Origin of the sequence: Neoroseomonas lacus, assembly GCF_014644535.1 — a bacterium.
GTDB classification, from domain to species: Bacteria; Pseudomonadota; Alphaproteobacteria; order Acetobacterales; family Acetobacteraceae; genus Neoroseomonas; species Neoroseomonas lacus.
In genome coordinates, this window is sequence record NZ_BMKW01000002.1 from 388,201 (window position 1) to 411,666 (window position 23,466).

Annotated in this window: 20 protein-coding genes and 1 pseudogene; 15 read left to right on the forward strand and 6 right to left on the reverse strand. The window is 67.7% G+C overall.

What is annotated here, in order from left to right; genetic code table 11:
• Nucleotides 1–124 precede the first annotated feature (124 nt).
• The gene (locus IEY36_RS05235; protein ID WP_188965859.1) at nucleotides 125–1,018 is read left to right on the forward strand and encodes a TauD/TfdA dioxygenase family protein; all 894 of its coding nucleotides are present in this window, start codon (nucleotides 125–127) and stop codon (nucleotides 1,016–1,018) included.
• Here the strand turns inward: IEY36_RS05235 and IEY36_RS05240 are convergent.
• Nucleotides 1,015–1,536, reverse strand: a complete 522-nt coding sequence (locus IEY36_RS05240) for a MarR family winged helix-turn-helix transcriptional regulator (RefSeq protein ID WP_188965860.1) — start codon at nucleotides 1,534–1,536, stop codon at nucleotides 1,015–1,017. The genes IEY36_RS05235 and IEY36_RS05240 overlap by 4 nt on opposite strands.
• Before the next feature lie 300 nt (nucleotides 1,537–1,836).
• On the opposite strand from IEY36_RS05240, the pseudogene IEY36_RS05245 reads away from it, so the two are divergent.
• The 5 genes and pseudogenes from IEY36_RS05245 to IEY36_RS05265 all read left to right on the forward strand — a co-directional run.
• Nucleotides 1,837–2,251, forward strand: a pseudogene (locus IEY36_RS05245) (IS5 family transposase); the annotation flags it as partial.
• Between the two features lie 570 nt (nucleotides 2,252–2,821).
• Entirely contained in the window at nucleotides 2,822–4,942 is a 2,121-nt protein-coding gene (locus tag IEY36_RS05250; protein ID WP_229681144.1) for a sodium-translocating pyrophosphatase, read from the forward strand.
• Between the two features lie 172 nt (nucleotides 4,943–5,114).
• Nucleotides 5,115–6,758 (forward strand): FAD-dependent oxidoreductase, encoded by a 1,644-nt coding sequence (locus IEY36_RS05255; RefSeq protein WP_188965863.1) that lies wholly within the window; start codon nucleotides 5,115–5,117, stop codon nucleotides 6,756–6,758.
• 80 nt (nucleotides 6,759–6,838) lie between these two features.
• A complete protein-coding gene (locus tag IEY36_RS05260) occupies nucleotides 6,839–7,555 on the forward strand; it encodes an MgtC/SapB family protein (protein WP_188965864.1) in 717 nt (238 codons plus the stop codon).
• A gap of 108 nt (nucleotides 7,556–7,663) precedes the next feature.
• Entirely contained in the window at nucleotides 7,664–9,757 is a 2,094-nt protein-coding gene (locus IEY36_RS05265; RefSeq protein WP_229681145.1) for a protein-disulfide reductase DsbD family protein, read from the forward strand.
• Here the strand turns inward: IEY36_RS05265 and IEY36_RS05270 are convergent.
• From IEY36_RS05270 to dnaG, 3 genes are all read right to left on the reverse strand, one after another.
• Nucleotides 9,729–10,298: a GNAT family N-acetyltransferase gene (locus IEY36_RS05270; RefSeq protein WP_229681146.1), complete on the reverse strand. Its 570-nt coding sequence runs from the start codon at nucleotides 10,296–10,298 to the stop codon at nucleotides 9,729–9,731. The two genes, IEY36_RS05265 and IEY36_RS05270, sit on opposite strands and share 29 nt — an antisense overlap.
• A gap of 116 nt (nucleotides 10,299–10,414) precedes the next feature.
• Nucleotides 10,415–12,337, reverse strand: a complete 1,923-nt coding sequence (gene rpoD, locus IEY36_RS05275; RefSeq protein WP_188965865.1) for an RNA polymerase sigma factor RpoD — start codon at nucleotides 12,335–12,337, stop codon at nucleotides 10,415–10,417.
• A 70-nt stretch (nucleotides 12,338–12,407) separates the two neighbouring features.
• Nucleotides 12,408–14,207 carry a DNA primase gene (dnaG, locus tag IEY36_RS05280; RefSeq protein WP_188965866.1) on the reverse strand — a complete coding sequence of 600 codons (1,800 nt, stop codon included), beginning with the start codon at nucleotides 14,205–14,207 and terminating at the stop codon, nucleotides 12,408–12,410.
• Nucleotides 14,208–14,353: 146 nt separating this feature from the next.
• Here dnaG and IEY36_RS05285 point away from each other — a divergent pair, with 146 nt between their 5' ends.
• On the forward strand, nucleotides 14,354–14,572 hold the full coding sequence (locus IEY36_RS05285) for a DUF3126 family protein (protein WP_188965867.1): 219 nt from the start codon (nucleotides 14,354–14,356) through the stop codon (nucleotides 14,570–14,572).
• A 42-nt stretch (nucleotides 14,573–14,614) separates the two neighbouring features.
• Here the strand turns inward: IEY36_RS05285 and IEY36_RS05290 are convergent, their stop codons facing one another.
• Together IEY36_RS05290 and IEY36_RS05295 are read right to left on the reverse strand one after the other, a co-directional pair.
• On the reverse strand, nucleotides 14,615–15,064 hold the full coding sequence (locus IEY36_RS05290; protein ID WP_188965868.1) for a DUF3592 domain-containing protein: 450 nt from the start codon (nucleotides 15,062–15,064) through the stop codon (nucleotides 14,615–14,617).
• Nucleotides 15,065–15,184: 120 nt separating this feature from the next.
• On the reverse strand, nucleotides 15,185–15,637 hold the full coding sequence (locus IEY36_RS05295) for a GatB/YqeY domain-containing protein (protein WP_188965869.1): 453 nt from the start codon (nucleotides 15,635–15,637) through the stop codon (nucleotides 15,185–15,187).
• Between the two features lie 111 nt (nucleotides 15,638–15,748).
• Here IEY36_RS05295 and carA point away from each other — a divergent pair, with 111 nt between their 5' ends.
• From carA to greA, 8 genes are all read left to right on the forward strand, one after another.
• Nucleotides 15,749–17,134: a glutamine-hydrolyzing carbamoyl-phosphate synthase small subunit gene (gene carA, locus IEY36_RS05300; protein ID WP_229681179.1), complete on the forward strand. Its 1,386-nt coding sequence runs from the start codon at nucleotides 15,749–15,751 to the stop codon at nucleotides 17,132–17,134.
• A gap of 85 nt (nucleotides 17,135–17,219) precedes the next feature.
• Nucleotides 17,220–17,978, forward strand: coding sequence for an SDR family NAD(P)-dependent oxidoreductase (locus IEY36_RS05305; RefSeq protein WP_188965871.1), 759 nt, complete (start codon nucleotides 17,220–17,222; stop codon nucleotides 17,976–17,978).
• Complete coding sequence (locus IEY36_RS05310; protein WP_188965872.1) at nucleotides 17,978–18,610, forward strand: LysE family translocator; 633 nt, start codon at nucleotides 17,978–17,980, stop codon at nucleotides 18,608–18,610. The genes IEY36_RS05305 and IEY36_RS05310 overlap by 1 nt, the downstream gene beginning before the upstream one ends.
• Nucleotides 18,607–18,906: a hypothetical protein gene (locus IEY36_RS05315; RefSeq protein ID WP_188965873.1), complete on the forward strand. Its 300-nt coding sequence runs from the start codon at nucleotides 18,607–18,609 to the stop codon at nucleotides 18,904–18,906. The genes IEY36_RS05310 and IEY36_RS05315 overlap by 4 nt, the downstream gene beginning before the upstream one ends.
• 85 nt (nucleotides 18,907–18,991) lie before the next feature.
• Complete coding sequence (locus tag IEY36_RS05320) at nucleotides 18,992–19,285, forward strand: hypothetical protein (protein WP_188965874.1); 294 nt, start codon at nucleotides 18,992–18,994, stop codon at nucleotides 19,283–19,285.
• Entirely contained in the window at nucleotides 19,282–19,569 is a 288-nt protein-coding gene (locus IEY36_RS05325) for a hypothetical protein (protein ID WP_188965875.1), read from the forward strand. The genes IEY36_RS05320 and IEY36_RS05325 overlap by 4 nt, the downstream gene beginning before the upstream one ends.
• 8 nt (nucleotides 19,570–19,577) lie before the next feature.
• Nucleotides 19,578–22,823, forward strand: a complete 3,246-nt coding sequence (gene carB, locus IEY36_RS05330; RefSeq protein ID WP_188965876.1) for a carbamoyl-phosphate synthase large subunit — start codon at nucleotides 19,578–19,580, stop codon at nucleotides 22,821–22,823.
• Nucleotides 22,824–22,937: 114 nt separating this feature from the next.
• Nucleotides 22,938–23,411: a transcription elongation factor GreA gene (gene greA, locus IEY36_RS05335; RefSeq protein ID WP_188965877.1), complete on the forward strand. Its 474-nt coding sequence runs from the start codon at nucleotides 22,938–22,940 to the stop codon at nucleotides 23,409–23,411.
• Nucleotides 23,412–23,466: the final 55 nt, after the last annotated feature.

Sequence of the window (23,466 nt, forward strand, 5' to 3'; positions counted from 1 at the left end):
GCAGCTTGGCATTGATCGTTCTCTAGCCAACTATCTTCTTCCCTGCTTGCTCTCCCATCGAGCCACATGTTAGTTGATCGATCACCTAATTTGGCCGTTCGGCCAATCCTCGGGAGGAAGAAGCATGAGTGCCACTGACATCGCCATCCGCGTCACGCCGCTGCATCCCCTCTTTGGTGCGGAAGTTGCTGGCGTCGACCTCGCCCGCCCGCTGCCCGACGCGGTGTTCGAGGACATTCGGCAGGCCTTCAACGAGCACCAGGTGCTGGTGTTTCGCGGCCAGGCCCTGGACGACGAGAGCCAGATCGCCTTCAGCCGCCGCTTCGGCCCGCTGGAGAAGACTGAGCCGCACGCCGCCAACAACTACACGCCGTCACACGTCGCGGTGATCACCAACGTGGACGAGAACGGCCAGATCATGCAGCTGACCGACAAGCGCGTGATCCTGCGAACCCGCAACGAGCAGTGGCACAGCGACAGCTCCTACAAGCCGGTCTCGGCCATGGCCTCGTTGCTGTCGGGCCGTGAGGTGCCGCCGATCGAGGGTGACACCGAATTCGCGACCATGCGCGGCGCCTACGAAGCGTTGCCGGAAGCCCGGCGCCGGCAGATCGACGACCTGATCGGGATCCACCAAGTGGAGACCTCAATGAAGAGTGTCGATGCGGACATGTTCAAGCGCGAGGCGAAGCGCCCGCTCGCACCGGTGCAACATCCGTTGGTGCGTCGCAATCCGGTGAACGGGCGCAAGTCACTGTTCGTTGGCGCGCATGCTGGCGGCATTGTCGGCATGCCGGAGGAGGAGGCACGCGCCCTGCTGGCCGAACTGATGGCGCACTGCACACAGCCGCAATTCGTCCACACCCATCATTGGCGGCAGGGCGACCTCGTCATGTGGGACAACCGCTGCACGCTGCATCGCGCGACGACCTTCGACAAGGCAAAGTACCGACGCACCCTGCATCGCACGACGGTCGCCGGTCTGCCCGAGGCCGAAGGGGCGCAGACCGCGGGCTAGCCCTTCCGGCGGCGGGGCTCGGCCGGCGGCTGCCGGTCCTCCAACTCCGCCGCCTCATCCGCCCGCAGCGATTCCGACGCGACGAAAAGGCGGTCGAGCATTTCGTTCAGCTGCTTGCGCTCGCGTGCCGTGATGCAGCCCAGCACACGAGCCTGCCGCGACTGGCGCCGCTGGGCGAGTTTCTCCACCACATCCTGCCCGACCGCGGTGAGGGTCCAAACGCGCTTGCGGTGGTCCTTGGAGTCGACGGTGTCGGCAACGTAGCCGCGCTTGACCAGCCGTTGCATCACCCGGCTGACGAGTGCCTTGTCCATGGCCGCAATCTCGACCACCTCGCTCGACGCCAGCGGCGCATTGTCCGAGATCACCCACAGTACGCGCATCTCGGGCACGCCGAGAGCGAAGCGCGGCACGTAGTAGTTCGTGGAGGCCTTGAACAGCGAACGGGCCAGCCGATGAATCCGGTATAGCGTCGAATCCTGAATCTTGTGACGTCCGCCTGTGGAAGTCTCGCTCATGGCCTCTCCGAACGGCGCGTCCCAGCAGCCGCGTTTGCGTTTCCAAGCCGGGGGTGGATCAGCGCGAGGGTACCCGGATCCCGATTGCAAGGCTTGCTGGCCGTTATCGCTGATGAATCGGCGGCTTTCCAGCACAGAGCGGGCATTCAGTGATCGCGTCGGAGCGGAACGGGCGCGATGCGAGTCTCCACCCTTTCGAACCCCTCCTTGGCTAAGAGCCCATCCGGGAAGAAGTTGAATCCGTTGAACTGGATGCAATTCGCTGTCCCCCTGGACGATTCGCGGTAGCTGACGGATGGGATGGACAGCGCAACATCGGCGCGGCGGATCGGCGGGGGGTTGCGCTACCCCTCTGACCTGACCGACGACGTATGGGCGTTGGTGGCGCCGCTGATCCGCCCTGCGAAGCGCGGTGGCAGGCGGCGCACCGTGGATGTGCGCGGGGTGCTGAACGCGGTATTCTACGTGCTCACCAGCGGCTGCCAGTGGCAGGCGCTGCCCACGGATCTGCCACCGAAATGCACGGTGTGGGATTGCTTCTCCCGATGGGAATGGGAAGGTACCATCGAGCGCATCAATCATGTTCTCGCTGTCGCGGTGCGCGAGCAGGCCGGGCGCGAAGCCAGCCCGACGACAGCGATCATCGACAGCCAGACGGCGAAGACGGCGCAAAAGCGGCTCTACGGTGGACCCGTCCGCCTACGATGTGGGCAAGCATGAATCAGAACTACCCGGATGGGCTCTCAGATCTTTGAGTGAAGATCTTCAGTGGTATGGTGACACAGCCAGATCCCTGTTTCCGCCCCGACGCACCCTCGCCACGAGCTTAGGATTTCCTCCAAGCCAGCGCGACGACGTCGCGCGCGGACTCATCCGGAAGGGGGCATTGTGAGGGTGCATGGCGATAACCAGCGACACTATGCCGGCCAACCACTTGATTTCAAAGACTATGGTCGACGGGTGTCGGAACGTGACGGCGGCTAGCAGTCTGTTCCTAATCCTGGGGCCGTGAGTTCGAATCTCGCCGAAGACACCACCTTTTCTGCGGCTCGGCCCGGCCATGGGCCTCGCAGCGGCAACGATCACGATGCCTTGCGGCGTCCTGCCGCACGGTACTGACCCTGCTCATCATCGTTTTCCCGCCTATTTCACTCCGCGCTTGCGGCCAAAGCGCCAGGTGCCGTTGCACGCCCTCCCCTTCCGCCTCTAGCCTTCCTTCCGGCCTGCGAAAGATGGGCCCGGGCGGCAAAGCGCCGCGGCATTCGAAGGGGGAGTCCGAAATTTGTTGACCGTTTGGCTGATCATCGTGATCGCGCTGGGGGCGTGTTCCGTCGCCTATGGCGTATACACCGCCAAGGACGTGCTCTCCCGGGATCCGGGCAATGAGCGCATGCAGGAGATCGCCCTGGCGATCCAGGAAGGCGCTTCCGCCTATCTCAAGCGGCAATACACCACCATCGCCATCGTCGGGGCGGTGCTGTTCGTGCTGGTCGCCTGGCGGCTCGGCATGACCGTCGCGTTCGGCTTCCTGCTTGGCGCGGTGCTGTCGGGGGCGGCCGGGTTCATCGGCATGAACGTCTCGGTGCGCGCCAATCTGCGCACGGCGCAGGCCTCGATCGGCTCGCTCGCTGCCGGGCTCGATGTGGCGTTCAAGTCGGGCGCGATCACCGGCATGCTGGTGGCTGGCCTCGCGCTGCTGGGCGTCGCCGTCTACTTCTTCATCCTGGTCGTGCTCGGCGGTCATGCACCGAATGACCGGCTGGTGATCGACGCGCTGGTGGCGCTCGGCTTCGGCGCCTCGCTGATCTCGATCTTCGCGCGGTTGGGCGGCGGCATCTTCACCAAGGGTGCTGATGTCGGCGGCGACATGGTCGGCAAGGTCGAAGCCGGCATCCCCGAGGACGACCCCCGCAACCCCGCCACCATCGCCGACAATGTGGGCGACAATGTCGGCGACTGCGCCGGCATGGCGGCCGACCTGTTCGAGACCTATGCGGTGACCATGGTCGCGACCATGGTGCTTGCGGCGATCGCCTTCGCCGGTACGGAGTTCCTGCGCGCGGGCATGATCTATCCGCTGGCGATCGGCGGCGTCTGCGTCGTCACCTCGATCGTCGGCACCTATTTCGTGAAGCTGCCGGCGAACAACAACATCATGGGGGCGATGTACCGCGGCTTCGCAGTGACCGGCGCGCTGTCGCTCGTCGCGCTGCTGCCGCTCACCTACCTGATCTTCGGCAGCGGCACGGCGACCGCGGCGGGGGCGAGCTTCACCGCCTTCTCGCTGTTCCTGTGCGGCACGGTGGGCCTGGTGGTCACCGGGCTGATCATCTGGATCACCGAATACTACACCGGCACGAATTTCCGCCCGGTGAAGTCGATCGCGGAAGCCTCGGTGACCGGGCATGGCACCAACGTGATCCGCGGTCTGGCGGTCTCGATGGAGTCCACTGCGCTGCCGGCGCTGGTGATCATCGCCGGCATCTTGGTGGCCTATGCGCTGGCCGGGCTGTACGGCATCGCCATCGCGGTCACGACCATGCTCGCCCTGGCGGGAATGGTCGTGGCGCTCGATGCCTTCGGGCCGGTGACCGATAATGCCGGCGGCATCGCCGAGATGGCCGGGCTACCCAAGGAGATCCGCCAGACCACCGATGCGCTCGACGCGGTGGGCAACACCACCAAGGCGGTGACCAAGGGCTATGCGATCGGTTCGGCCGCACTCGGTGCGGTGGTGCTGTTCGCGGCCTATACGCAGGACCTCAGTTACTTCATCGCCAATTCGGTGCAGTACCCGTACTTCGCGGGGATCACGGCGATCGACTTCTCGCTGGCCAATCCCTACGTCGTCGTCGGGCTGCTGTTCGGCGGCATGCTGCCGTACCTGTTCGGCGGCATGGCGATGACGGCGGTCGGTCGCGCGGCGATGTCGGTTGTCGAGGAAGTCCGCCGTCAGTTCCGCGAGAAACCGGGGATCATGCTGGGCACCGAGAAGCCGGATTACGGCCGCGCGGTGGACATGCTGACCAAGGCGGCGATCAAGGAGATGATCATCCCCTCGCTGCTGCCGGTGCTCTCGCCGCTGGTGATCTACTTCGGCATCCAAGCGATCGCGGGCAAGGCGCAGGCCTTCGCAGCCCTCGGCGCGATGCTGCTCGGCGTCATCGTCAACGGCTTCTTCGTCGCGGTCAGCATGACCACCGGCGGCGGCGCCTGGGACAACGCCAAGAAGTACATCGAAGACGGCCACCATGGCGGCAAGGGGTCGGACGCCCACAAGGCGGCGGTCACCGGCGACACGGTGGGCGACCCGTACAAGGACACCGCCGGCCCGGCGGTGAACCCGATGATCAAGATCACCAACATCGTCGCCCTGCTGCTGCTGGCGATGCTGGCGCATAGCTGAGCCTGAACACCGGAGGGGCCAAGCCCCTCCGGACCGGCCTGTCTGTGGCGCAGCGGGCCTTGCCGGACCCGGATATTGTCGCGCCCCTTCATAACCTTTGCGTCAATCGCGGTGGCAGGTCGCTGAGTGGCGGACCATCCTCTGGTCTCTCAGCAGCAGATCGGACAGCCGCATGAATTCCCTGACCACCCGCGAGCACCAGATGTTCCCCGTGCTCGACGCCGCGCAGATCGAGATCGCCCGGCGCTTCGCCAGCGGCCCGGCCCGGCACTTCGCGGCGCATGAGGCGCTCTATGCCATCGGCGAGCAGGACGCGCCGGCCTGGTTCGTGCTGGACGGCACCATCGACATCGTCCGCCGCGACGGGCTGAATCCCGAGGTCCCGATCACCACGCACCGGGTTGGCCAGTTCAGCGGCGAGGTCAACCAACTCGCCGGCCGCCCCTCGATCGCGGCCGGCCGCGCCGGGCCCGAGGGATGCCTCGCCCTGCCCTTCGACGCGGCGCATCTGCGCGCCCTGATGGTCGGTTCGGCCGAGTTGGGCGAGGTCGTGATGCGGGCGCTCATCCTGCGCCGCGTTGGCCTGATCGAGGTAGGCGGTGCGGGCACGATCCTGATCGGGCTGCCGGACAGCCCGGACATCCTGCGGCTGCAAGGCTTCCTGACGCGCAGTGGCTTCCCTCATCTTGTGCTCGATGCGGCTCGCGATTCCGAGGGTCGGGCGCTGGTCGAACGACTCGGGGTGCTGCCCGACGAATTGCCCCTGGTCGTCTGCCCGGGCGGCGCGCTGCTGCGCAACCCGAACGACGCCGAACTCGCCGGCTGCCTCGGCATGACACCCGCACTGGACCCAACGGTAGTCTATGATGTCGCGATCGTCGGTGCGGGGCCGGCGGGCCTTGCCGCCGCCGTCTACGCCGCATCGGAGGGACTGTCGGTCATCGTGCTTGATCAGCACGCGACGGGCGGGCAGGCAGGCGCTTCGGCCAGGATTGAGAACTACCTCGGCTTTCCCACCGGGATTTCGGGCCACGCCTTGGCTGCCCGCGCCGTCAACCAAGCGGTCAAATTTGGTGCCGAAATCCTCATCCCGGTCACGGTCGAAAACCTTGCCTGTGCGGACGACCGGCTGACCCTGACGCTGTCCGGCGACCGCCAGGTGCGGGCGCGCAGTGTCGTGGTCGCCTCCGGCGCTCGCTATCGGCGACCCGCCATTCCCAACCTGGCGACCTTCGAAGGCGCAGGCGTCTCCTACTGGGCGTCGCCCATCGAGGCACGCATTTGCAGCGGCGAGGAGGTCGCCCTGGTCGGCGGTGGCAATTCGGCAGGCCAGGCCGTGGTGTTCCTCGCCCCCCATGTCAAACGGCTTCACCTGATTGTCCGGCGCGATCTCGCGGAGACGATGTCCCGCTATCTGGTCGACCGGATCGCCGCCCAGCCCAATGTCGAGATCCATGTCGGCGCCGAGATCACGCGGCTGGAAGGCGATCGCGCGTCAGGTCTGTCCTTTGTCACCATCATGAATCATGCGCGTGGGACGGTGCAGCGCCGCGCTCTGCGCCACATCTTCTTGTTCATCGGCGCCGACCCCAATGCTGAATGGCTGGGAGGTCGCGCGGCCACCGACGCCAAGGGTTTCGTCGTCACCGGCCAGGGCGCCCTGCCGCTGGAGACGACCATGCCGGGGGTCTTCGCTATCGGCGATGTGCGGGCCGGTTCGACGAAGCGCGTCGCGGCCGCGGTCGGTGAGGGCGCGGCGGTCGTCGCGCAGATCCACGCCATGATCGCGACCCGGGCCGCCAAGCGGACGGCATGACACTTTCCTGACAGCACACCACGACGCCGCCCGCCTGTTAGGATGCGAGCAAATTCCCTCCTGGCCGGCGAGTCCTCGTTTTGCGCTTCGTTGAAACCGTTCACCTGCTGCCCGTCCTGGACAGCATCTTCAGCCTGTTCGTCGCCTTCGTCCTGGGGACGCTGATCGGTGTCGAACGGCAATTCCGCCAGCGCAGTGCCGGGCTGCGCACCAATACGCTGGTCGCCGTGGGCGCCGCCGCCTTCGTCGATATCGCCCAGCGGCTGGCTGGCGATGCCGAAGCAGTGCGCGTGATCTCGTATGTCGTCTCCGGCATCGGCTTCCTCGGCGCCGGTGTCATCATGAAGGACGGGCTGAATGTACGCGGCCTGAACACCGCGGCGACGTTGTGGTGTTCGGCGGCGGTCGGCGCCGCCGCCGGGTCGGACTTGGCGGTGGAGGCAGTGCTGATCACCGTCTTCGTCCTGGCCGGCAATACGCTGCTGCGGCCGGTGGTGACCTGGATCGAACGCATCCCGGTCAATGACGCGACCACCGAAGCGCGCATCGAGGTGCGCGTGACCACCGAGCCGGCCAGCCTGCCCAGGGTGCGCCGCCACCTGATCGATCGCCTGCAGGCAGCGCATTACCCGGTCGCGGATATCGAGGTGACCGAACACAGCGACGGCACGACAGAGGTCACCGCCGTATTGGTCAGCACTACGGTGGTGACGGTGGAGATCGAAGGGGTGATGCGCGAGCTCGCCGGCCATCCGGGTATCAGCCACGCCACATGGGAGAGCAGCACGTTGGAATGACGCGCCCTTCGCAGCGGCCTTGCGCAGGCGCTGGCCGATCGGCCGTGGCCGCTGGGCGGGTTTGGCGGGCGGGCACCCTACGCCGCTTTCACCGAAAGGGGACTTGCGTTGAGCCGCCCCAGACCCTTCATGCACTCCATGTTGCGCCTGCTCGCCCTCCTCGCCACCGTGATGGCCTTCACCCCCGCGGCGCGGGCGGTCGAAAGCACCCCTGTCCGGTCCCCGCGCGCCACCGTCACGCTGATGGCCGACCAGGCGGCGATCGCCCCAGGCCAGGCCTTCCGCGTCGCGCTGCGGCAGCGCCTCGCGCCAGGCTGGCATACCTACTGGATCAATCCGGGCGATGCCGGGCAACCGCCGGAAGTGACCTTCGCGCTGCCTGAGGGTGCCACCGCGGGCACCATGCGCTTCCCGGCGCCGCAACGTATCCCCTTCGGCCCGCTGGTGAATTTCGGCTATGAGGGTGAGGCGGTCTTCACCATCCCGGTCATCGCATCCACGTCGCTGCGCCCAGGTGATACCTTCACCCTGACCGCCGACGCGACCTGGCTGGTCTGCGAACAGGTCTGCATTCCGGAGGAAGGCGCCTTCCGCCTCGACATCCCCGTCGAGGTCACGCCGCGCCCCGACCCGGTGACCGGCCCGGCCTTCATCGCCGCCGAGGCCGCCGAACCGCGCGCCGGCCCCTTCGCCGCGCGCGCCGGTTTCGACGGGCTGCAAGGCGCGGTGGAACTCGCCGGTCCGCTGATCACTGCCAATGCGGTACGCGAGGCGTTCTTCTTCCCGCTGGAGGTCAACCTCCTCGACAATGCCGCGCCACAGCCGCTGACGCTGCGCGACGGCACGCTGCGCCTCGGCCTGACGCGGGCGCGGGCGGATGCGCTGCCGGCCAGCATCGAGGGCGTCGTCGCCATCACGGATGCCGCGGGGGTACGCGGGGCCTATCTGGTCTCGGCCGCGCCGGGGCCGGTGCCTGCGGCGGGCGGGCTGCCGTTGTGGCAGGCGGTGCTGTTCGCCGCGCTGGGCGGGCTGATCCTCAACCTGATGCCCTGTGTCTTCCCGATCCTCGCCATGAAGGCGGTGGCGCTGGCGCGGCTTTCGGGGCAGGCGCGCGCCGCCGTGCGGGCGCATGCGGGCTCCTATACGGCCGGGGTGGTGCTGTCGTTCCTCGCCCTAGGCGGGGTGATGATCGGGCTGCGCGCGGCCGGCGGCGTGGCCGGTTGGGGCTTCCAATTCACGTCGCCGGTCTTCGTGGGCGCGATGGCTTGGCTGATGCTCGCGGTCGGGTTGAACCTGTCGGGCGTCTATGCGGTGGGTGGGCCGGCCGCGGCCGGTGGGGCGCTGGCGGCCAAGGGTGGGCATGCCGGGTCGTTCTTCACCGGGGCGCTGGCGGTGCTGGTCGCCACGCCCTGCACCGCGCCCTTCATGGCGGCGGCGATCGGCGCGGCACTGGGGCTCGGCGCGGTCGAGGCACTGGCCGTCTTCGGCGCCATGGGGCTCGGGATGGCGCTGCCCTATGCGCTGCTGGGCCTCGCGCCTGGGCTGGCGCGGGCGCTGCCGAAGCCGGGGGTGTGGATGGACCGGCTGAAGCAGGGCCTCGCCTTCCCGATGTATGGCGCGGCCGCCTGGCTGGTCTGGGTGCTGGCGGAACAGGCCGGGCCGTCGGCGGTGCTGCTGGTGCTGATGGGGGCCGTGCTGATCGGCTTCGCTGCCTGGGCGGTCGGGCTGGCGCAGGGGTCCGGTGGGCGGCTGGGGCGGCTGGCTGGCGGTGTCGCCTTGCTCGGCGCGCTGGCGCTGCTGCCGGTGCTACATGCCGCCCCGGCGCCGGCGCAGGCCGCCGAAGCGGCGGGCGGAGAAGCGTGGTCCGAGGCCCGCCTCGCCGAGTTGCGGGCCGAGGGTCGCCCGGTCTTCGTCAACCTGACCGCGGCCTGGTGCATCACCTGCAAGGTCAATGAACGTCTCGCACTATCGAGCGCTGGGGTACGGCAGGCCTTCGAGCAGCGCGGCATCACCACCCTGGTCGGCGACTGGACGCGAGGTGACCCGGCGATCACCGCCATGCTGCGCGCGCATGGGCGCGACGGGGTGCCGCTGTACCTGTTCTACCCGGCGGGCGCGACGGCGCCGCGCATCCTGCCGCAGATCCTCACCGAGGGGATCGTGCTGGACGCGCTCAACGCATCAGGTGCGGCGGGATCGTAAGGCCGAGGCGGGTCGGCACCGGCCAGATTTCACGCACGGTGCGTAGCCGCTGGAAGCCAGCCGAGACATAGGCCGGCAGCGCGCGGGGATGGTCGGCGGTGCAGGTATTCACCGTGATCGCCGGCCGGCCGGCGGCCCAGGCGGTGTCTATAGCGTGGCGTAGGAAGGCACGGCCCAGCCCGCTGCCGATCGCCCAGGGCATCAGCCCGAAATAGGCCAGGTTGACGGAATGCGGATGGCGCCGGTCGAGTTCGTAGAACCCCGCCGGCTCGCCATCCTTCATCAGCACATGGATCGACACGGCCGGCAGCGACAGCAGCGCGGCGAGGTCGGCATCCGAGGCAGTGCGGCGCATCCACCACAGCCAGGGCTCGCCCACCGTGTCGTAGAGGTAGCGGTAGAAGGGCACCGAACAGTGGCGCGCCTGCTCGACCCGCACGTCGGGCGGCAGCGGCCGCACCGGGTCGGTCGGCCGGGATTCCATGCGCAGGAAGGTGACGTCGACCATCACCTCCTGAACCGCATTCATCGTTGCCGCCATGGCGCGGGCCCCTCCTGGTGGCGCGAGTCTCGCGGAGGCGATGGGGGGCGGTCAACAGCGGTCGCTGACCCTGGGGCCAGGCCCCCCGCACATGCGGCCCAGCCGCCGAACCGCGATCAGTTGTCGAGGAAGGAGCGCAGCTTCCGCGACCGCGAGGGGTGCTTGAGCTTGCGCAGGGCCTTGGCCTCGATCTGCCGGATGCGTTCGCGCGTCACGTTGAACTGCTGGCCAACTTCTTCCAGCGTGTGGTCGGTGTTCATGCCGATGCCGAAGCGCATGCGCAGCACGCGTTCCTCACGCGGGGTGAGGCTGGCCAGCACGCGCGTCGTCGCCTCGCGCAGGTTGGACTGGATGGCGGCATCGAGCGGGATGACGGCGGCCTTGTCCTCGATGAAGTCGCCGAGATGGCTGTCTTCCTCGTCGCCGATCGGTGTTTCGAGGGAGATCGGCTCCTTGGCGATCTTGAGCACCTTGCGGACCTTCTCGAGCGGCATGCCGAGCTTTTCGGCGAGCTCCTCGGGCTGCGGTTCGCGGCCGATCTCGTGCAGCATCTGCCGCGAGGTGCGCACCAGCTTGTTGATCGTTTCGATCATGTGCACGGGGATGCGGATGGTGCGCGCCTGGTCGGCGATCGAGCGGGTGATCGCCTGGCGGATCCACCAGGTGGCGTAGGTGCTGAATTTGTAGCCGCGGCGGTATTCGAACTTATCGACCGCCTTCATCAGGCCGATGTTGCCTTCCTGGATCAGGTCGAGGAACTGCAGGCCGCGATTGGTGTATTTCTTCGCGATGGAGATCACGAGGCGGAGGTTTGCCTCGATCATCTCCTTCTTGGCCTGCGTCATGTCGCGCTCGCCGCGCGAGACGGTGGCGTAGACGCGCTTGTATTCGGCAACTGGCATGCCGGTCAGGTTGGCGACCTCGGCGATGCGGGCGCGGATCACCTCGACCTCAGTGCTCGATTTGGCGACGAAGGCCTTCCAGTACTTGGACGGCAGGGCTCCGACGCGCTCGAGCCAGGCCGGGTCGAGTTCCGAGCCGCGCCAATGCTGCAGGAAATCCTCGCGCTTGACCTTGTGCGCCTCAGCCTGGCGGAGCACCTGGCCTTCGAGCACGGTCAGCTTGCGGTTGAGGCCCTTGAGCTGGTCGACCAGCTCCTCGATGCGGTTGTTGTGGAGATGCACCTTCTCCACCAGCGCAATCAGCTCGCGGCGAAGCTTCTCGTAGTTCTTCTCGCCGCGGCCGGCGAGTTCCTCGCCCGCATGGTAGGCATCCATCCGCTTGTTCGAGAGCTTCTGGAGCTTGCCGTAGAGGCTTTCGATCTGCTCGAAGTTCGCCAGTACCTCGGGCTTCAGCTTTTCCTCGAGGGCGGAAAGCGAGAGGCCCATGCCCTCATTCTCGTCGCCTTCCTCGAATTCCTCCTCGGCGGCCTCAGGCGGGGGGCTGTCGGGGTTGCCGGCGGTCTGGGTGGCTTCGAGGTCGATCACGTCGCGCAGCAGCATGCGCGGCGGGCTCGCGCGCACCGCCTCATGCCAGCGCAGGATGGCCTGGAAGGTCAGCGGGCTTTCACACAAGCCGCCAATCATCATGTCGCGGCCGGCCTCGATGCGCTTGGCGATGGCGATCTCGCCCTCGCGCGAGAGCAGTTCGACCGAGCCCATCTCGCGCAGGTACATGCGCACGGGGTCGTCGGTGCGGCCGAGGGTTTCCTCATCGACGTTGCCGCCGGATTCCTCCTCCTCCTCGCCGTCCTTCTTTTCGGCCGGCTTGGCGACGGCCTCGCCGTCCTCGGTTTCCTCGGCCTCGACGACGTTGATCCCGGCTTCGCTCAGGTTCGCCATGGTGTCCTCGATCATCTCGGAGGAAACCTGTTCGGAGGGCAGCGCGGCGTTGAGCTCGTCCACGGTGACGTAGCCCCGCTCCTTGCCACGGGCGATCAGCTTCTTCACGGCCGCGGACTGGGTGTCGAGCAACAGTCCCTCGACCTGCTCGTCCCGCGTCTCGGTCGTCTCAGCCCCGGTCGCCGCCTTGCTCGCCATGCGCATTCCGCTCCGTCCAACGGTTTCGGGCATCCGGGGTAGCCGGATGCCCGAAAAAAAACTCTCTATCCTATGCGGCGTCGCCTGCCGCCCCCGAGGCCGCTTCCCCACGGCGGATGGCGTCGAGCGCCTCCGTCACCAGGATAAGCCGGCGCTGCGCCGAGGCATCATTCGTCTCGGCCAGTGTCTGCCGGGCTTCCTGCTGGTCCTCGATCAACTCCGCCTCGCCACGCAGGCGCAGGAAGAAATGCCAGAAGCCTTCCTCGACTTCACCCGGCAAGGCCTCGGGCCTCGCTGCCAGGGGCAGTCCTGTGGGCATCAGGGCCCAGGCTACCGCATCTTCCACACCGTACTTGGCGAGGTGGGCGATCAACCCTTCGGAGTCAAGCGGTTCCGCAGCCACAGGCCATGCGAGAATCGCGGCCCGCAATTGCGCGGCGGGGCCTTCGGGCAGGTCGAGCAGGCCGATCGCCTCCTCCACCTGCGACAGAATCCAGGGGTGACGCAGGATGATGGCGAACATCATCCGTGCCCGTTCGGCCCGCACAGGGCCGGCTTCGATGACCGGGCGGGCCGGGCGGCGCGGCGGCGGCGGCCGTCCGCCGGGCTTGATGCGCGAGGCGGCGAAGAAGCGGTCGAGCAACACCCGCCGGTATTCTGCCGCCAGGGATTTGTCGGTGATTGTGCCGGCGACGCCGGCGAGCCGATTGCGCAACGCGGCGCGCTGTTCTGGGGTGGCCGAGGGGCGGCCCTCGGTGATCAGGCCGAACAGGGCGTCGGACATCGGCCGCGCGGCGTCGAGCACGCCCTGGAAGGCGGCAGGGCCGCGCTTGGCGGTCAGCGTGTCGGGGTCCTCGCCGGCCGGAAGGGTGGCGAGGCGCAGCGTCCGCTCGGTCGAGATCAGCGGCAGGGCGAGTTCCGCCGCCCGCGCCGCCGCCCGCGCGCCGGCGGCGTCGCCGTCGAAGCACAGCACCGGCTCGGGGGAGATCCGCCACAATTCTTCCAACTGTTCGGGGGTCAGCGCCGTGCCGAGGGGTGCGACCGCCCCGGTGAAGCCCGCCTGATGCAGGGCGATCACGTCCATGTAGCCCTCGACGGCGACCACCGTGGCGCCGCGAAAGGCACCTTCGCGGGCGAGGTCCAGCCCGTACAGCCCGAGTCGCTTGCGAAAGAGCGGGGTCTCCGGGCTGTTGACGTATTTCGGCTGGCCATCGCCGAGGATGCGCCCGCCGAACGCGATCACCCGGCCACGCCGGTCGCGGATCGGGAACATCACGCGGGAGAAGAAGAAATCGCGCGAAGGCTCGCCGCCCTCGCCCTCGCGCAACAGGCCGGCTTCGATCAGCTGGTCCTCGGTGATGTCCTCGCCACGCAGGTCGGCGGCGATGGCGCCGCGCCCGCCCGGAGCCCAGCCGAGCAGGAAGTCGCGGATCGTCTGTTCCTTCAGCCCGCGCCGCCGCAGGTAATCGAGGGCGGGTCGGCCCTCGGGCAGGAACAGGCGGCGATGATAGGCCTCGGCGGCGGCGGCCATCACGGCGTGCAGATCGCGCGCCCGGCGCTCCCGCGCGGCGTCCTGGGCGGACGGCTTGGGCACCTCCAGCCCGGCCTCGGCGGCCAGGCGCTCCACGGCTTCGGGGAAGGCGGCGCCCTCCGCCCGCATCAGGAAGGAGATGGCATCGCCATGCGCGCCACAGCCGAAGCAGTGGAAATGGTCGTCATAGACGTAGAAGGAGGGCGTCTTCTCGCCATGGAAGGGGCAGCACCCCTTCCAGTTGCGCCCGGACTTCAGCAGGCGCGTCTTGCGGCCGATCAGGCCGGGCAAGGGCGTGCGGGCGCGCAGCTCGTCGAGGAATGCGGGACTGAGGGCCATCGGTTCCTGGGCCTTTAGCACAAGGCGGGGGTCGGGTTGGATGGCCCGGAAAGAAAAGCGTGGGCGGGGCGGCCCGCCGCCGGCAATTTGCGCCGCCGTGACGGCGGAGCTATCCAGCCGCCCGATCCATACATGAGGACCCCGCCATGACCCCGGCTGAACGCGCCGCCGTGCAAGCCCATCTCCGCCGCCTGTTCGGCAACAACCGGATTGCCGTGATGGCTCCCGAGCGTAAGGGCGCGAGCGTCGAACTGCGCGTCGGCGACGAGTTCATCGGCACCATCCATCGCGACGCCGAGGATGGCGAAGTCTCCTACGCCGTGCAGATCGTTGTGCTGTCCGAAGACCTCGAGATGCCGAACTGAGGCGACGGCGGGGAAACCGCCCCACCGGGTTCCCCGCCCCCCTCAGGCCATCTTCCGCGGCTTCTGCGGCAGCAGAAAGACCGAGGCCAGCGCGAACATGAGCAGCGCCATCGCGGCCAGGATCCAGGGCGTCACGCCCGGCCCGCCTTCCAGCGCGGAGGCCTGCTGCACCGTCTCCGGATGCGCCGGGTCGTAGACGACAGTCACGCGGTTGCCGCGCCGCAATTGGGCGGGTTCGGCTGAAACGCCTGACGCCGCCTGCACCCGGCGGCCGTCCGGCGTAGTGAACTGAAACACCGGATACCAGGTCGTGCTGCGGCGCCCGCGGACCTCGTCATAGCCGACGATGGCGGCCTCGGTACGCTGGCCACGGGAGGCGAGCGACCAATGGGCACTCGCCTGCGACCAGGCATACCAGGCGAAGAGTCCGCCGAGGCCGAAGCAGAAGGCGAAGTAGACCCAGCGGCTTTGCGATGACGATGCGGTGGCCATGCCCGGCGCTCCAGCGCGATGGACGCCTTGGGCATCCGGTTGCGCCGCGAGGCTAGACCGCGTTGCGGCAGCGGAATAGCCGGAGGCCATCATGGGGCGATCGCGAAGCGCCGTCCCCCATCAGCCGCCGAGTCGCGCCTTCACCATCGGTCCCGCCTTGGCCATGTCGAGCACCGCGGCATACTTGCCCTTCAGCACCGCCATCACCTTGCCCATCTCCTTGACACTGGTCGCGCCGGCCTCGGCCACGGCGGCGTCGACCGCGGCCGCCATCGCGGCATCGTCCAGCTGCTGCGGCAGGAAGCTGTCGATGATCGCGATCTCGGCTTCTTCCTTGGCCGCCAGCTCCTCGCGGCCGCCCTGGCGGTACATCGTCACGCTCTCGGCGCGCGACTTCGCCATGCCGCGCAGCATGGCGATGATGCCGGCCTCGTCGATCGGTGGGCCGGGGCGGGCGGCGATGTCGCTGTCCTTCAATTTGGCCGTGATCATGCGCAGGGTGGAGACACGGGCGGCCTCGCCGGCGCGCATCGCGGTCTTGAGCTCATCGGTGAAACGGTCGCGGAGTGACATGGTCGAGGTCCTCGGTCTGGTTGGCACGGATATAGCGCTTCAGTCGCCTGGGAGGAAATTTCCCATCCACCTGAATCAGCTTGCACTGGGAAATCAGTTCCCGGCATAACCCTGCCCATGCGCACCGTGGAAGATATCATCGCCCTGCTCGGAGGTCCCGAGGCGGCGGCGTCGCATTGCGGCGTCGGCACCGAGGCGATCCGCAAATGGCGCCAGGCCCGGGCCATCCCGGCCAAACACTGGCCCGCGGTTCTCTCCGCGACCGGCCTTTCCCTGTCCGACCTGCCGGGTACGCCCGGCGAAACCCTGAAGACGGAGCCGACCATGGCCTCTGCCGATACTCCCCCCGATGGTGCCACGGGCTGCCTGGTGCTGGCCGACGGGACCATCATCTGGGGCCGAGGCTTCGGCGCCGAGACCTCGGCGGTCGGCGAGGTCTGCTTCAACACCGGCATGACGGGGTATCAGGAGACGCTGACCGACCCGTCCTATGCCGGCCAGATCATCACCTTCACCTTCCCCCACATCGGCAACGTCGGGACCAATATCGAGGATCTCGAAAGCGTGACGCCGGCCGCTCGCGGCCTGATCGTCCGCCAGGATGTGACCGAGCCGGCCAATTACCGTTCGACCAAGCATCTGAATGGCTGGCTGGTCTCGCATGGCATCGCCGGGCTCGCCGGGGTGGATACGCGGGCGCTGACCGTGCTGATCCGCGATGGCGGGGCGCCGAATGGCGTGATCAGCCACCGGGCGGACGGCAAGTTCGACATCGCAGCGCTGAAGGCGCAGGCCGCCGGCTGGCCGGGGCTGGAAGGGATGGACCTGGCCAAGGAGGTCACCTGCCGCCAGAGCTTCGCCTGGAACGAGACCGAATGGGCCTGGTCGACGGGTTTCGGGCAGCAGACGGCGCCGACGCACAAGGTCGTTGCGGTCGATTACGGGGCGAAGCGCAACATCCTGCGCTGCCTGGCCTCGGCCGGCTGCGACGTGGTGGTGGTGCCGGCGACGGCGACCGCCGAGGAGATCCTCGCCCACAAGCCGGATGGGGTGTTCCTCTCGAACGGCCCGGGGGACCCGGCGGCGACGGGCGAATACGCCGTGCCGGCGATCCAGGGCGTGATGGCGAGCCAGGTGCCGGTGTTCGGCATCTGCCTGGGGCATCAGTTGCTAGCGCTGTCGTTGGGGGCCAAGACCTTCAAGCTGCCGCGCGGCCATCGCGGGGCGAACCAGCCGGTGAAGGACCTGACCACCGGCAAGGTCGAGATCACCAGCCAGAATCACGGCTTCGCGGTGGACCCGAAGACGCTGCCGGACACGGCGAAGGTCACCCACGTCTCGCTGTTCGACGGCACCAATGAAGGCATCGCGGCGACCGACCGGCCGGCCTTCTCCGTGCAGTACCACCCCGAAGCGAGCCCGGGGCCGACCGATAGCCACTACCTGTTCCATCGTTTCGTCGAGATGATGGCGGCGTCCAAGGCTGGCCGGGCCTGAACCCGCCGGCGCAGAACCGCGACCGGTGACCGCAACGCCCCAGGCCTGACGGTCCGCACCGGACGCGTACAAACGGGAGAACGGCATGTTCGATCTGAAGGGGCGCGCGGCGCTCGTCACCGGCGGAAATGGCGGCATCGGACTCGGCTTCGCGCGGGGGCTGGCCAAGGCCGGCGCATCCGTGATGGTGGCCGGGCGCAATGCGGCGAAGAATGCCGCCGCGGTGGCTGAGTTGCGGGCGCTCGGCGCGACGGCCGATGCCGTGGAGGTCGATGTCACCGATGAGGCGTCGATCCGCGCCATGGTCGCGACCACGGCCGAGCGGCTCGGGCGGCTCGATATCCTGGTGAACAATGCCGGCACGAACATCCGCAACCGTCCGGAGGTCTACCGGATGGAGGATTGGCACACCGTCATCGCGACCAACCTGACCAGCGGCATGATCGCGGCGCAGGCGGCGCATCCGTGGCTGAAGAAGGGCGGCGTGGGCCGCGTCATCAACAACGGGTCGATGCTGTCAATCTTCGGCCTGCCTTTTCATGCCGCCTATGGCGCGTCGAAGGGCGGCGTGGTGCAGATGACGAAGTCGATGGCAGTGGCCTGGGCGGAGGACGGCATCACGGTGAACGTCATCCTGCCCGGCTGGATCGACACCGACCTGACGCGCAAGGCGCGCACCGACATGGTCAATCTGAACGAGGACGTGCTGCGACGCACGCCGACGAAGCGCTGGGGCACGCCCGGCGATTTCGAAGGCGTCGCGGCGTTCCTCGCATCCGACGCGGCGGCCTTCATCACCGGGGTGGCGATTCCGGTGGATGGCGGGTTCTCGGTTCACGGCTGATGCCCTCCATTGAGACGCTGCTGGTCTTCGCCGCGCTGTCCTTCGGCCTCGCGGCAACGCCGGGGCCGAACATGCTCTATCTCGTCTCCCGCGCGCTCGCGCAGGGAACCGGGGCGGGCATGGTGTCGCTCGTCGGCTGCCAGGCCGGCTCGCTGGTCATCATGCTGTGTGCCGCCGCCGGGCTGACCGCGGCGCTGTTCGCCGTGCCCTATGCCTGGGATGTGCTGCGCCTTGGTGGCGCGGCCTATCTGGCATGGCTCGCCTGGCAATGCCTGCGCCCCGGCGGGCAGCCGATCTTCGCGCCCCGCGCGATGCCGCGCGAGCCAGCGGCGCGGCTGTTCTCGGTCGGCTTCGCCACGGCGGCGCTGAACCCGAAGGTCGCGCTGTTCTACGTGGCCGTGCTGCCGCCCTTCATCGACCCGGCGCGCGGCGATGTCTTCACCCAGGGCGTGGTACTTGGGGCGGTGCAGGTCCTCGTCGCCATCATCTTCGACGGCGCCTTGATCTATGGCGCGGCGGGTGTCGCGCGCTTCCTTGGCACGCGGCCGGGCTGGATGGCGGCGCAGCGTTGGGTTCTCGGCGCGGCTCTGGCGTTGATCGCCGTGAAGCTCGCCAGCGAGGGACGGCGATGAACTATTATGGCCTCGATGCACTTGCGCATGGCGCGACGGCGGCGCTGGTCGTCTTCCTGCCGGCGGTCGTGCTGTTCTGGCGACTGACGCGCAGCCTGACCGGGATGCGGCCATTGCGGCCCTTCGTCGCCGTCTGCGCGGCCTATGGCATCGCCATCGGTGGGGCAGGCCTGTGGGCCGCGAATTTCGAGCGCGCGAGCTTCGTCGACGAAGCCATGGGCGGCGGTCTGCTCGGCGGCGCGATCTTCGCGTTGCTCGCCTTCCTCGTGCTGCTGCTGTTTCCGCACAGGCGATGACAGCGATGATCCATGACCTCCCTGCCCTGCCCGGCCATGTCGTGCTGTTGCTGACCGTGACGCCGGCAACGGGACACCACGCGTGATGCTGTTGCTCCTCGTGTTGGTCCTGGCCGAACTGGCGGCGCTGGCGCTGTCCGCGCTGGTTTATCGGCTGCGGCCAGGCTTCCTGCCGCGCTGGGCGGCGGCGCTGCTCGCGCCGGTGCTGGTCATGCTGGCGGGGTTCACCTTTGTCGGCTGGTCGGCATCGCGCCTGCCGCCGGATGGCTTCGACCTGCACCTGCTGGTGCTGTCCCCACCCTTCGCCTTCGCCATCTTCGCCCCTGTAGGCGTGGCGCTGCTGGGCTGGGTTTTCTTCACGCGCGGCCATGCGCCGTGAGCGACATCGCGATCGATTTCACGCCGCTCTATGTGGTGCTGCTGCTGGCCGCGGTCGCGGCGCTGCTGGCGTTGCCACTGGCCTGGTGGTGGCTGCGTGACCTGGCGACGATCTATCGCGCGCCGGCCGCTGTACTGGCGGCCCTGGCGCTGGCCGGCCTCGGCGGCGTGCTCGGCGATGCCGTGCTGCGCGACGACGAGGTCGCGCTGCTGACCCTCGGCGCCACCTTGCTGTTGCAGGTGATGGTGCTGCCCATACTTCTCATTTTCTTTCGCAGAGGCTGACCGACCCAATGCCCAAGCGCACCGACATCAAGTCCATCCTCATCATTGGCGCCGGCCCGATCGTCATCGGCCAGGCCTGCGAATTCGACTATTCCGGCGCCCAGGCCTGCAAGGCGCTGCGCGCCGAGGGCTACCGCGTCATCCTGGTGAATTCCAACCCGGCCACGATCATGACCGATCCCGGGCTGGCGGATGCCACCTACATCGAGCCGATCACGGTCGAGATCGTCGAGAAGATCATCGCCAAGGAGCGCCCCGACGCGCTGCTGCCGACGATGGGCGGGCAGACCGCGCTCAACACGTCGTTGAAGCTGGCCGAGGCCGGCATTCTTGAGAAATACGGCTGCGAGCTGATCGGGGCGAAGGCCGAGGTCATCGACAAGGCCGAGGATCGCCAGAAGTTCCGCAATGCGATGACGAAGATCGGCATCGAGAGCCCGCGCAGCGAGATCGCGCACACCATGCCGGAAGCCTGGGATGCGCTGAAGGTGGTGGGGCTGCCCTGCGTCATCCGGCCATCCTTCACGCTCGGCGGCACCGGCGGCGGCATCGCTTACAACCGCGAGGAATTCGACCAGATCGTTGCCGCCGGCCTCGCCGCCTCCATGACCAGCGAAGTACTGGTCGAGGAAAGCGTGCTGGGCTGGAAGGAATACGAGATGGAGGTCGTCCGCGACCGCGCGGACAACTGCATCATCATCTGCTCCATCGAGAATCTCGACGCGATGGGCGTGCATACCGGCGACAGCGTCACCATCGCCCCGGCGCTGACGCTGACCGACAAGGAATACCAGCGCATGCGCGACGCCTCGATCGCGTGTTTGCGCGAGATCGGCGTCGATACCGGCGGGTCCAACGTGCAGTTCGGCATCAACCCCGCCGATGGACGCATGGTCGTCATCGAGATGAATCCGCGCGTGTCGCGCTCCTCCGCACTGGCCTCGAAGGCGACCGGCTTCCCGATCGCCAAGATCGCGGCGAAGCTCGCCGTCGGCTACACGCTCGACGAATTGCAGAACGACATCACCATGGTCACGCCGGCGAGCTTCGAGCCGACGATCGACTATGTCGTGGTCAAGATCCCGCGCTTCACCTTCGAGAAGTTCCCCGGCACGCCGGCAACCTTGACGACCTCAATGAAGTCAGTCGGCGAGACCATGGCGATAGGCCGCTCCTTCGCGGAGGCCTTGCAGAAAGGTCTGCGCGGGCTGGAGACGGGCTTCACCGGCCTCGATGACCTGCCGGTGCCGGGCGACGGTTCGGCCCAGGCCTTCCACGCCGCGCTGGCGACACCGCGGCCGGACCGCATCCTGATGGCGGCGCAGGCGATGCGCGCCGGCGTCTCGCTCGACGAGATCCACGAGGCCTGCAAATTCGACCCGTGGTTCCTGCGTGAAGTCGAGAAGATCGTGCTCGCCGAGAACGAAATTCGCGCCAAGGGCCTGCCACAGAGCGCGCCTGCCATGCGCAACCTGAAGGCGCTCGGCTTCTCCGACATGCGGCTGGCGAAGCTCGCCGGCGTGAAGGAGACGGAAGTCACGGCGCTGCGCGGCAAGCTTGGGGTGCAGCCGGTCTACAAGCGCATCGACACCTGCGCGGGCGAATTCGCCTCCGACACGCCGTACATGTATTCGACCTATGAGGGCGGCTTCGGCACGCCTGTCTGCGAATCACGACCGACGGCGCGTAGGAAGGTCATCATCCTCGGCGGCGGGCCGAACCGCATCGGCCAGGGCATCGAATTCGACTATTGCTGCGTCCATGCCTGCTACGCGCTGCGCGATGCCGGCTATGAGACCATCATGGTCAACTGCAATCCCGAGACTGTGTCGACCGACTACGACACCTCCGACCGGCTGTATTTCGAACCACTGACGGCCGAGGACGTCATCGCCCTGATCCGCAAGGAACAGGAATCCGGTGAGGTGCTCGGCTGCATCGTGCAATATGGCGGGCAGACGCCGCTGAAGCTGTCCCAGGCGTTGCACAAGGCGGGCATTCCGATCCTCGGCACCTCGGCCGAGGCCATCGACATCGCCGAGGACCGCGAGCGCTTCCAACAGCTGCTGAAGGGCCTCGGCCTGAAGCAGCCGCAGAACGGTACGGCGCGCACGCTGGACGAGGCCGTCAGCGAGGCCAACCGCATCGGCTATCCGGTCGTGGTGCGCCCGTCCTATGTTCTCGGGGGCCGTGCGATGGAGATCGCGCATAACGACGAGCAACTGCGGCGCTTCGGCGCGGAGGCGGTAAAGGTCTCGGGCGAGAACCCCATCCTGATCGACCAGTATCTGGCCGACGCGATCGAGGTCGATGTCGACTGCATCTGCGACGCCGTCGGCCAGGTCTATGTCGCGGGGGTGATGGAGCACATCGAGGAAGCCGGCATCCATTCGGGCGATTCCGCCTGCTCGCTGCCGCCCTATTCGCTCCCGCCCGCCATCGTGACGGAACTCAAGGCCGAGACGGAAGCGATGGCCCGCGCGCTCAAGGTGCAGGGGCTGATGAACGTGCAGTACGCCGTCAAGGACGGCGAGATCTTCGTGCTCGAAGTAAACCCCCGCGCCTCGCGCACCGTCCCCTTCGTCGCCAAGGCGACCGGCATCGCCGTGGCCAAGATCGGCGCCCGCGTCATGGCGGGCGAGCATCTGTCCAGCTTCAAGCTCGATGACGATGCCGTCTCGCGCCATGTTGCGGTCAAGGAAGCCGTTTTCCCCTTCAACCGTTTCCCCAATGTCGATGTCATTCTCGGGCCGGAGATGAAGTCGACAGGCGAGGTGATGGGCCTCGACCATTCCTTCGAGCGTGCCTTCCTCAAGGCGCAGCTCGGCGCCGGGGTGAAGCTCCCGGAGGAAGGCACCGCCTTCATCTCCGTGAAGGAGAGCGACAAGGCGGCGGCGGTCACCCTCGCGCGGCGCCTGTCGGATATGGGCTTCCGAATCCTTGCGACCCGCGGCACCGCGGCGCGCATTCGCGAGGCCGGGCTGGAGGTGCAGATCGTCAACAAAGTGCTGGAGGGTCGGCCACATTGCGTCGACGCCATGAAGTCCGGCGACATCCAGCTGGTGATCAACACCACCGGCGGCGGGCAGTCGGTGGCGGACAGCTTCGACATCCGGCGCTCGGCCCTGACGCATGGCATTCCGCACTACACCACGGCGGCTGGAGCGCGGGCTGCGGTGCATGCGATTGCGGCACTGAAGGCCGGAACCCTTGATGTGGCGCCCCTGCAGGCGTATTTTGATACATCATTCTGACCGCATGGGGGCCTTTCGGGCCCCCGTGGCGTCTCTCCCCCCAGCGCCGTCGGGCCTGGCTGAACCGGACCGAGGGTCGGCTTTGGGGGGCGCTTTCTATGGGAAGGGTTTGCTGTGCAGAAGTTCCCGATGACCGCCGAGGGCCTCGTGCGCCTGGAGGAGGAGTTGAAGGTCCTGAAATCCGAAGAGCGCCCGGCCATCATCCGGGCGATCGCGGAAGCGCGCGCCCATGGTGATCTGTCGGAGAACGCCGAATACCATGCCGCGCGCGAACGCCAGTCCTTCATCGAGGGCCGCATCGGGGAGCTTGAATCGATTATCCCCTCGGTCGAGGTGATCGATGTCGCCCGGCTTTCCGGCAACAAGGTGCTGTTCGGCGCGCATGTCACGATCGTCGACGAGGAAAGCGAAGACGAGAAGACCTACCGCATCATCGGCCAGTATGAGGCCGACATGAAGAACGGGTCGATCTCCGTCACCTCGCCGCTGGCCAAGGCGCTGATGGGCCGCAAGATCGGTGATTCCGTCGAAGTCCCCGCCCCTGGCGGCGCCCGGTCGGTCGAGATTACCGCCGTGCGTTTCACCTGACCGCCGGTTCCATTGCCGTGCGGCCAGGGCGCTCCGGGGAAACCCGGTGCGCCCT

Coding starts and splice junctions, on each gene's coding strand:
- IEY36_RS05235 (WP_188965859.1), top strand. CDS start 125: ATGAGTGCCACTGACATCGCCATCCGCGTCACGCCGCTGCATCCCCTC.
- IEY36_RS05240 (WP_188965860.1), bottom strand. CDS start 1,536: ATGAGCGAGACTTCCACAGGCGGACGTCACAAGATTCAGGATTCGACG.
- IEY36_RS05255 (WP_188965863.1), top strand. CDS start 5,115: ATGAATTCCCTGACCACCCGCGAGCACCAGATGTTCCCCGTGCTCGAC.
- IEY36_RS05270 (WP_229681146.1), bottom strand. CDS start 10,298: ATGGCGGCAACGATGAATGCGGTTCAGGAGGTGATGGTCGACGTCACC.
- rpoD (WP_188965865.1), bottom strand. CDS start 12,337: ATGGCGAGCAAGGCGGCGACCGGGGCTGAGACGACCGAGACGCGGGAC.
- dnaG (WP_188965866.1), bottom strand. CDS start 14,207: ATGGCCCTCAGTCCCGCATTCCTCGACGAGCTGCGCGCCCGCACGCCC.
- IEY36_RS05285 (WP_188965867.1), top strand. CDS start 14,354: ATGACCCCGGCTGAACGCGCCGCCGTGCAAGCCCATCTCCGCCGCCTG.
- IEY36_RS05290 (WP_188965868.1), bottom strand. CDS start 15,064: ATGGCCACCGCATCGTCATCGCAAAGCCGCTGGGTCTACTTCGCCTTC.
- IEY36_RS05295 (WP_188965869.1), bottom strand. CDS start 15,637: ATGTCACTCCGCGACCGTTTCACCGATGAGCTCAAGACCGCGATGCGC.
- IEY36_RS05305 (WP_188965871.1), top strand. CDS start 17,220: ATGTTCGATCTGAAGGGGCGCGCGGCGCTCGTCACCGGCGGAAATGGC.
- IEY36_RS05310 (WP_188965872.1), top strand. CDS start 17,978: ATGCCCTCCATTGAGACGCTGCTGGTCTTCGCCGCGCTGTCCTTCGGC.
- IEY36_RS05315 (WP_188965873.1), top strand. CDS start 18,607: ATGAACTATTATGGCCTCGATGCACTTGCGCATGGCGCGACGGCGGCG.
- IEY36_RS05320 (WP_188965874.1), top strand. CDS start 18,992: ATGCTGTTGCTCCTCGTGTTGGTCCTGGCCGAACTGGCGGCGCTGGCG.
- carB (WP_188965876.1), top strand. CDS start 19,578: ATGCCCAAGCGCACCGACATCAAGTCCATCCTCATCATTGGCGCCGGC.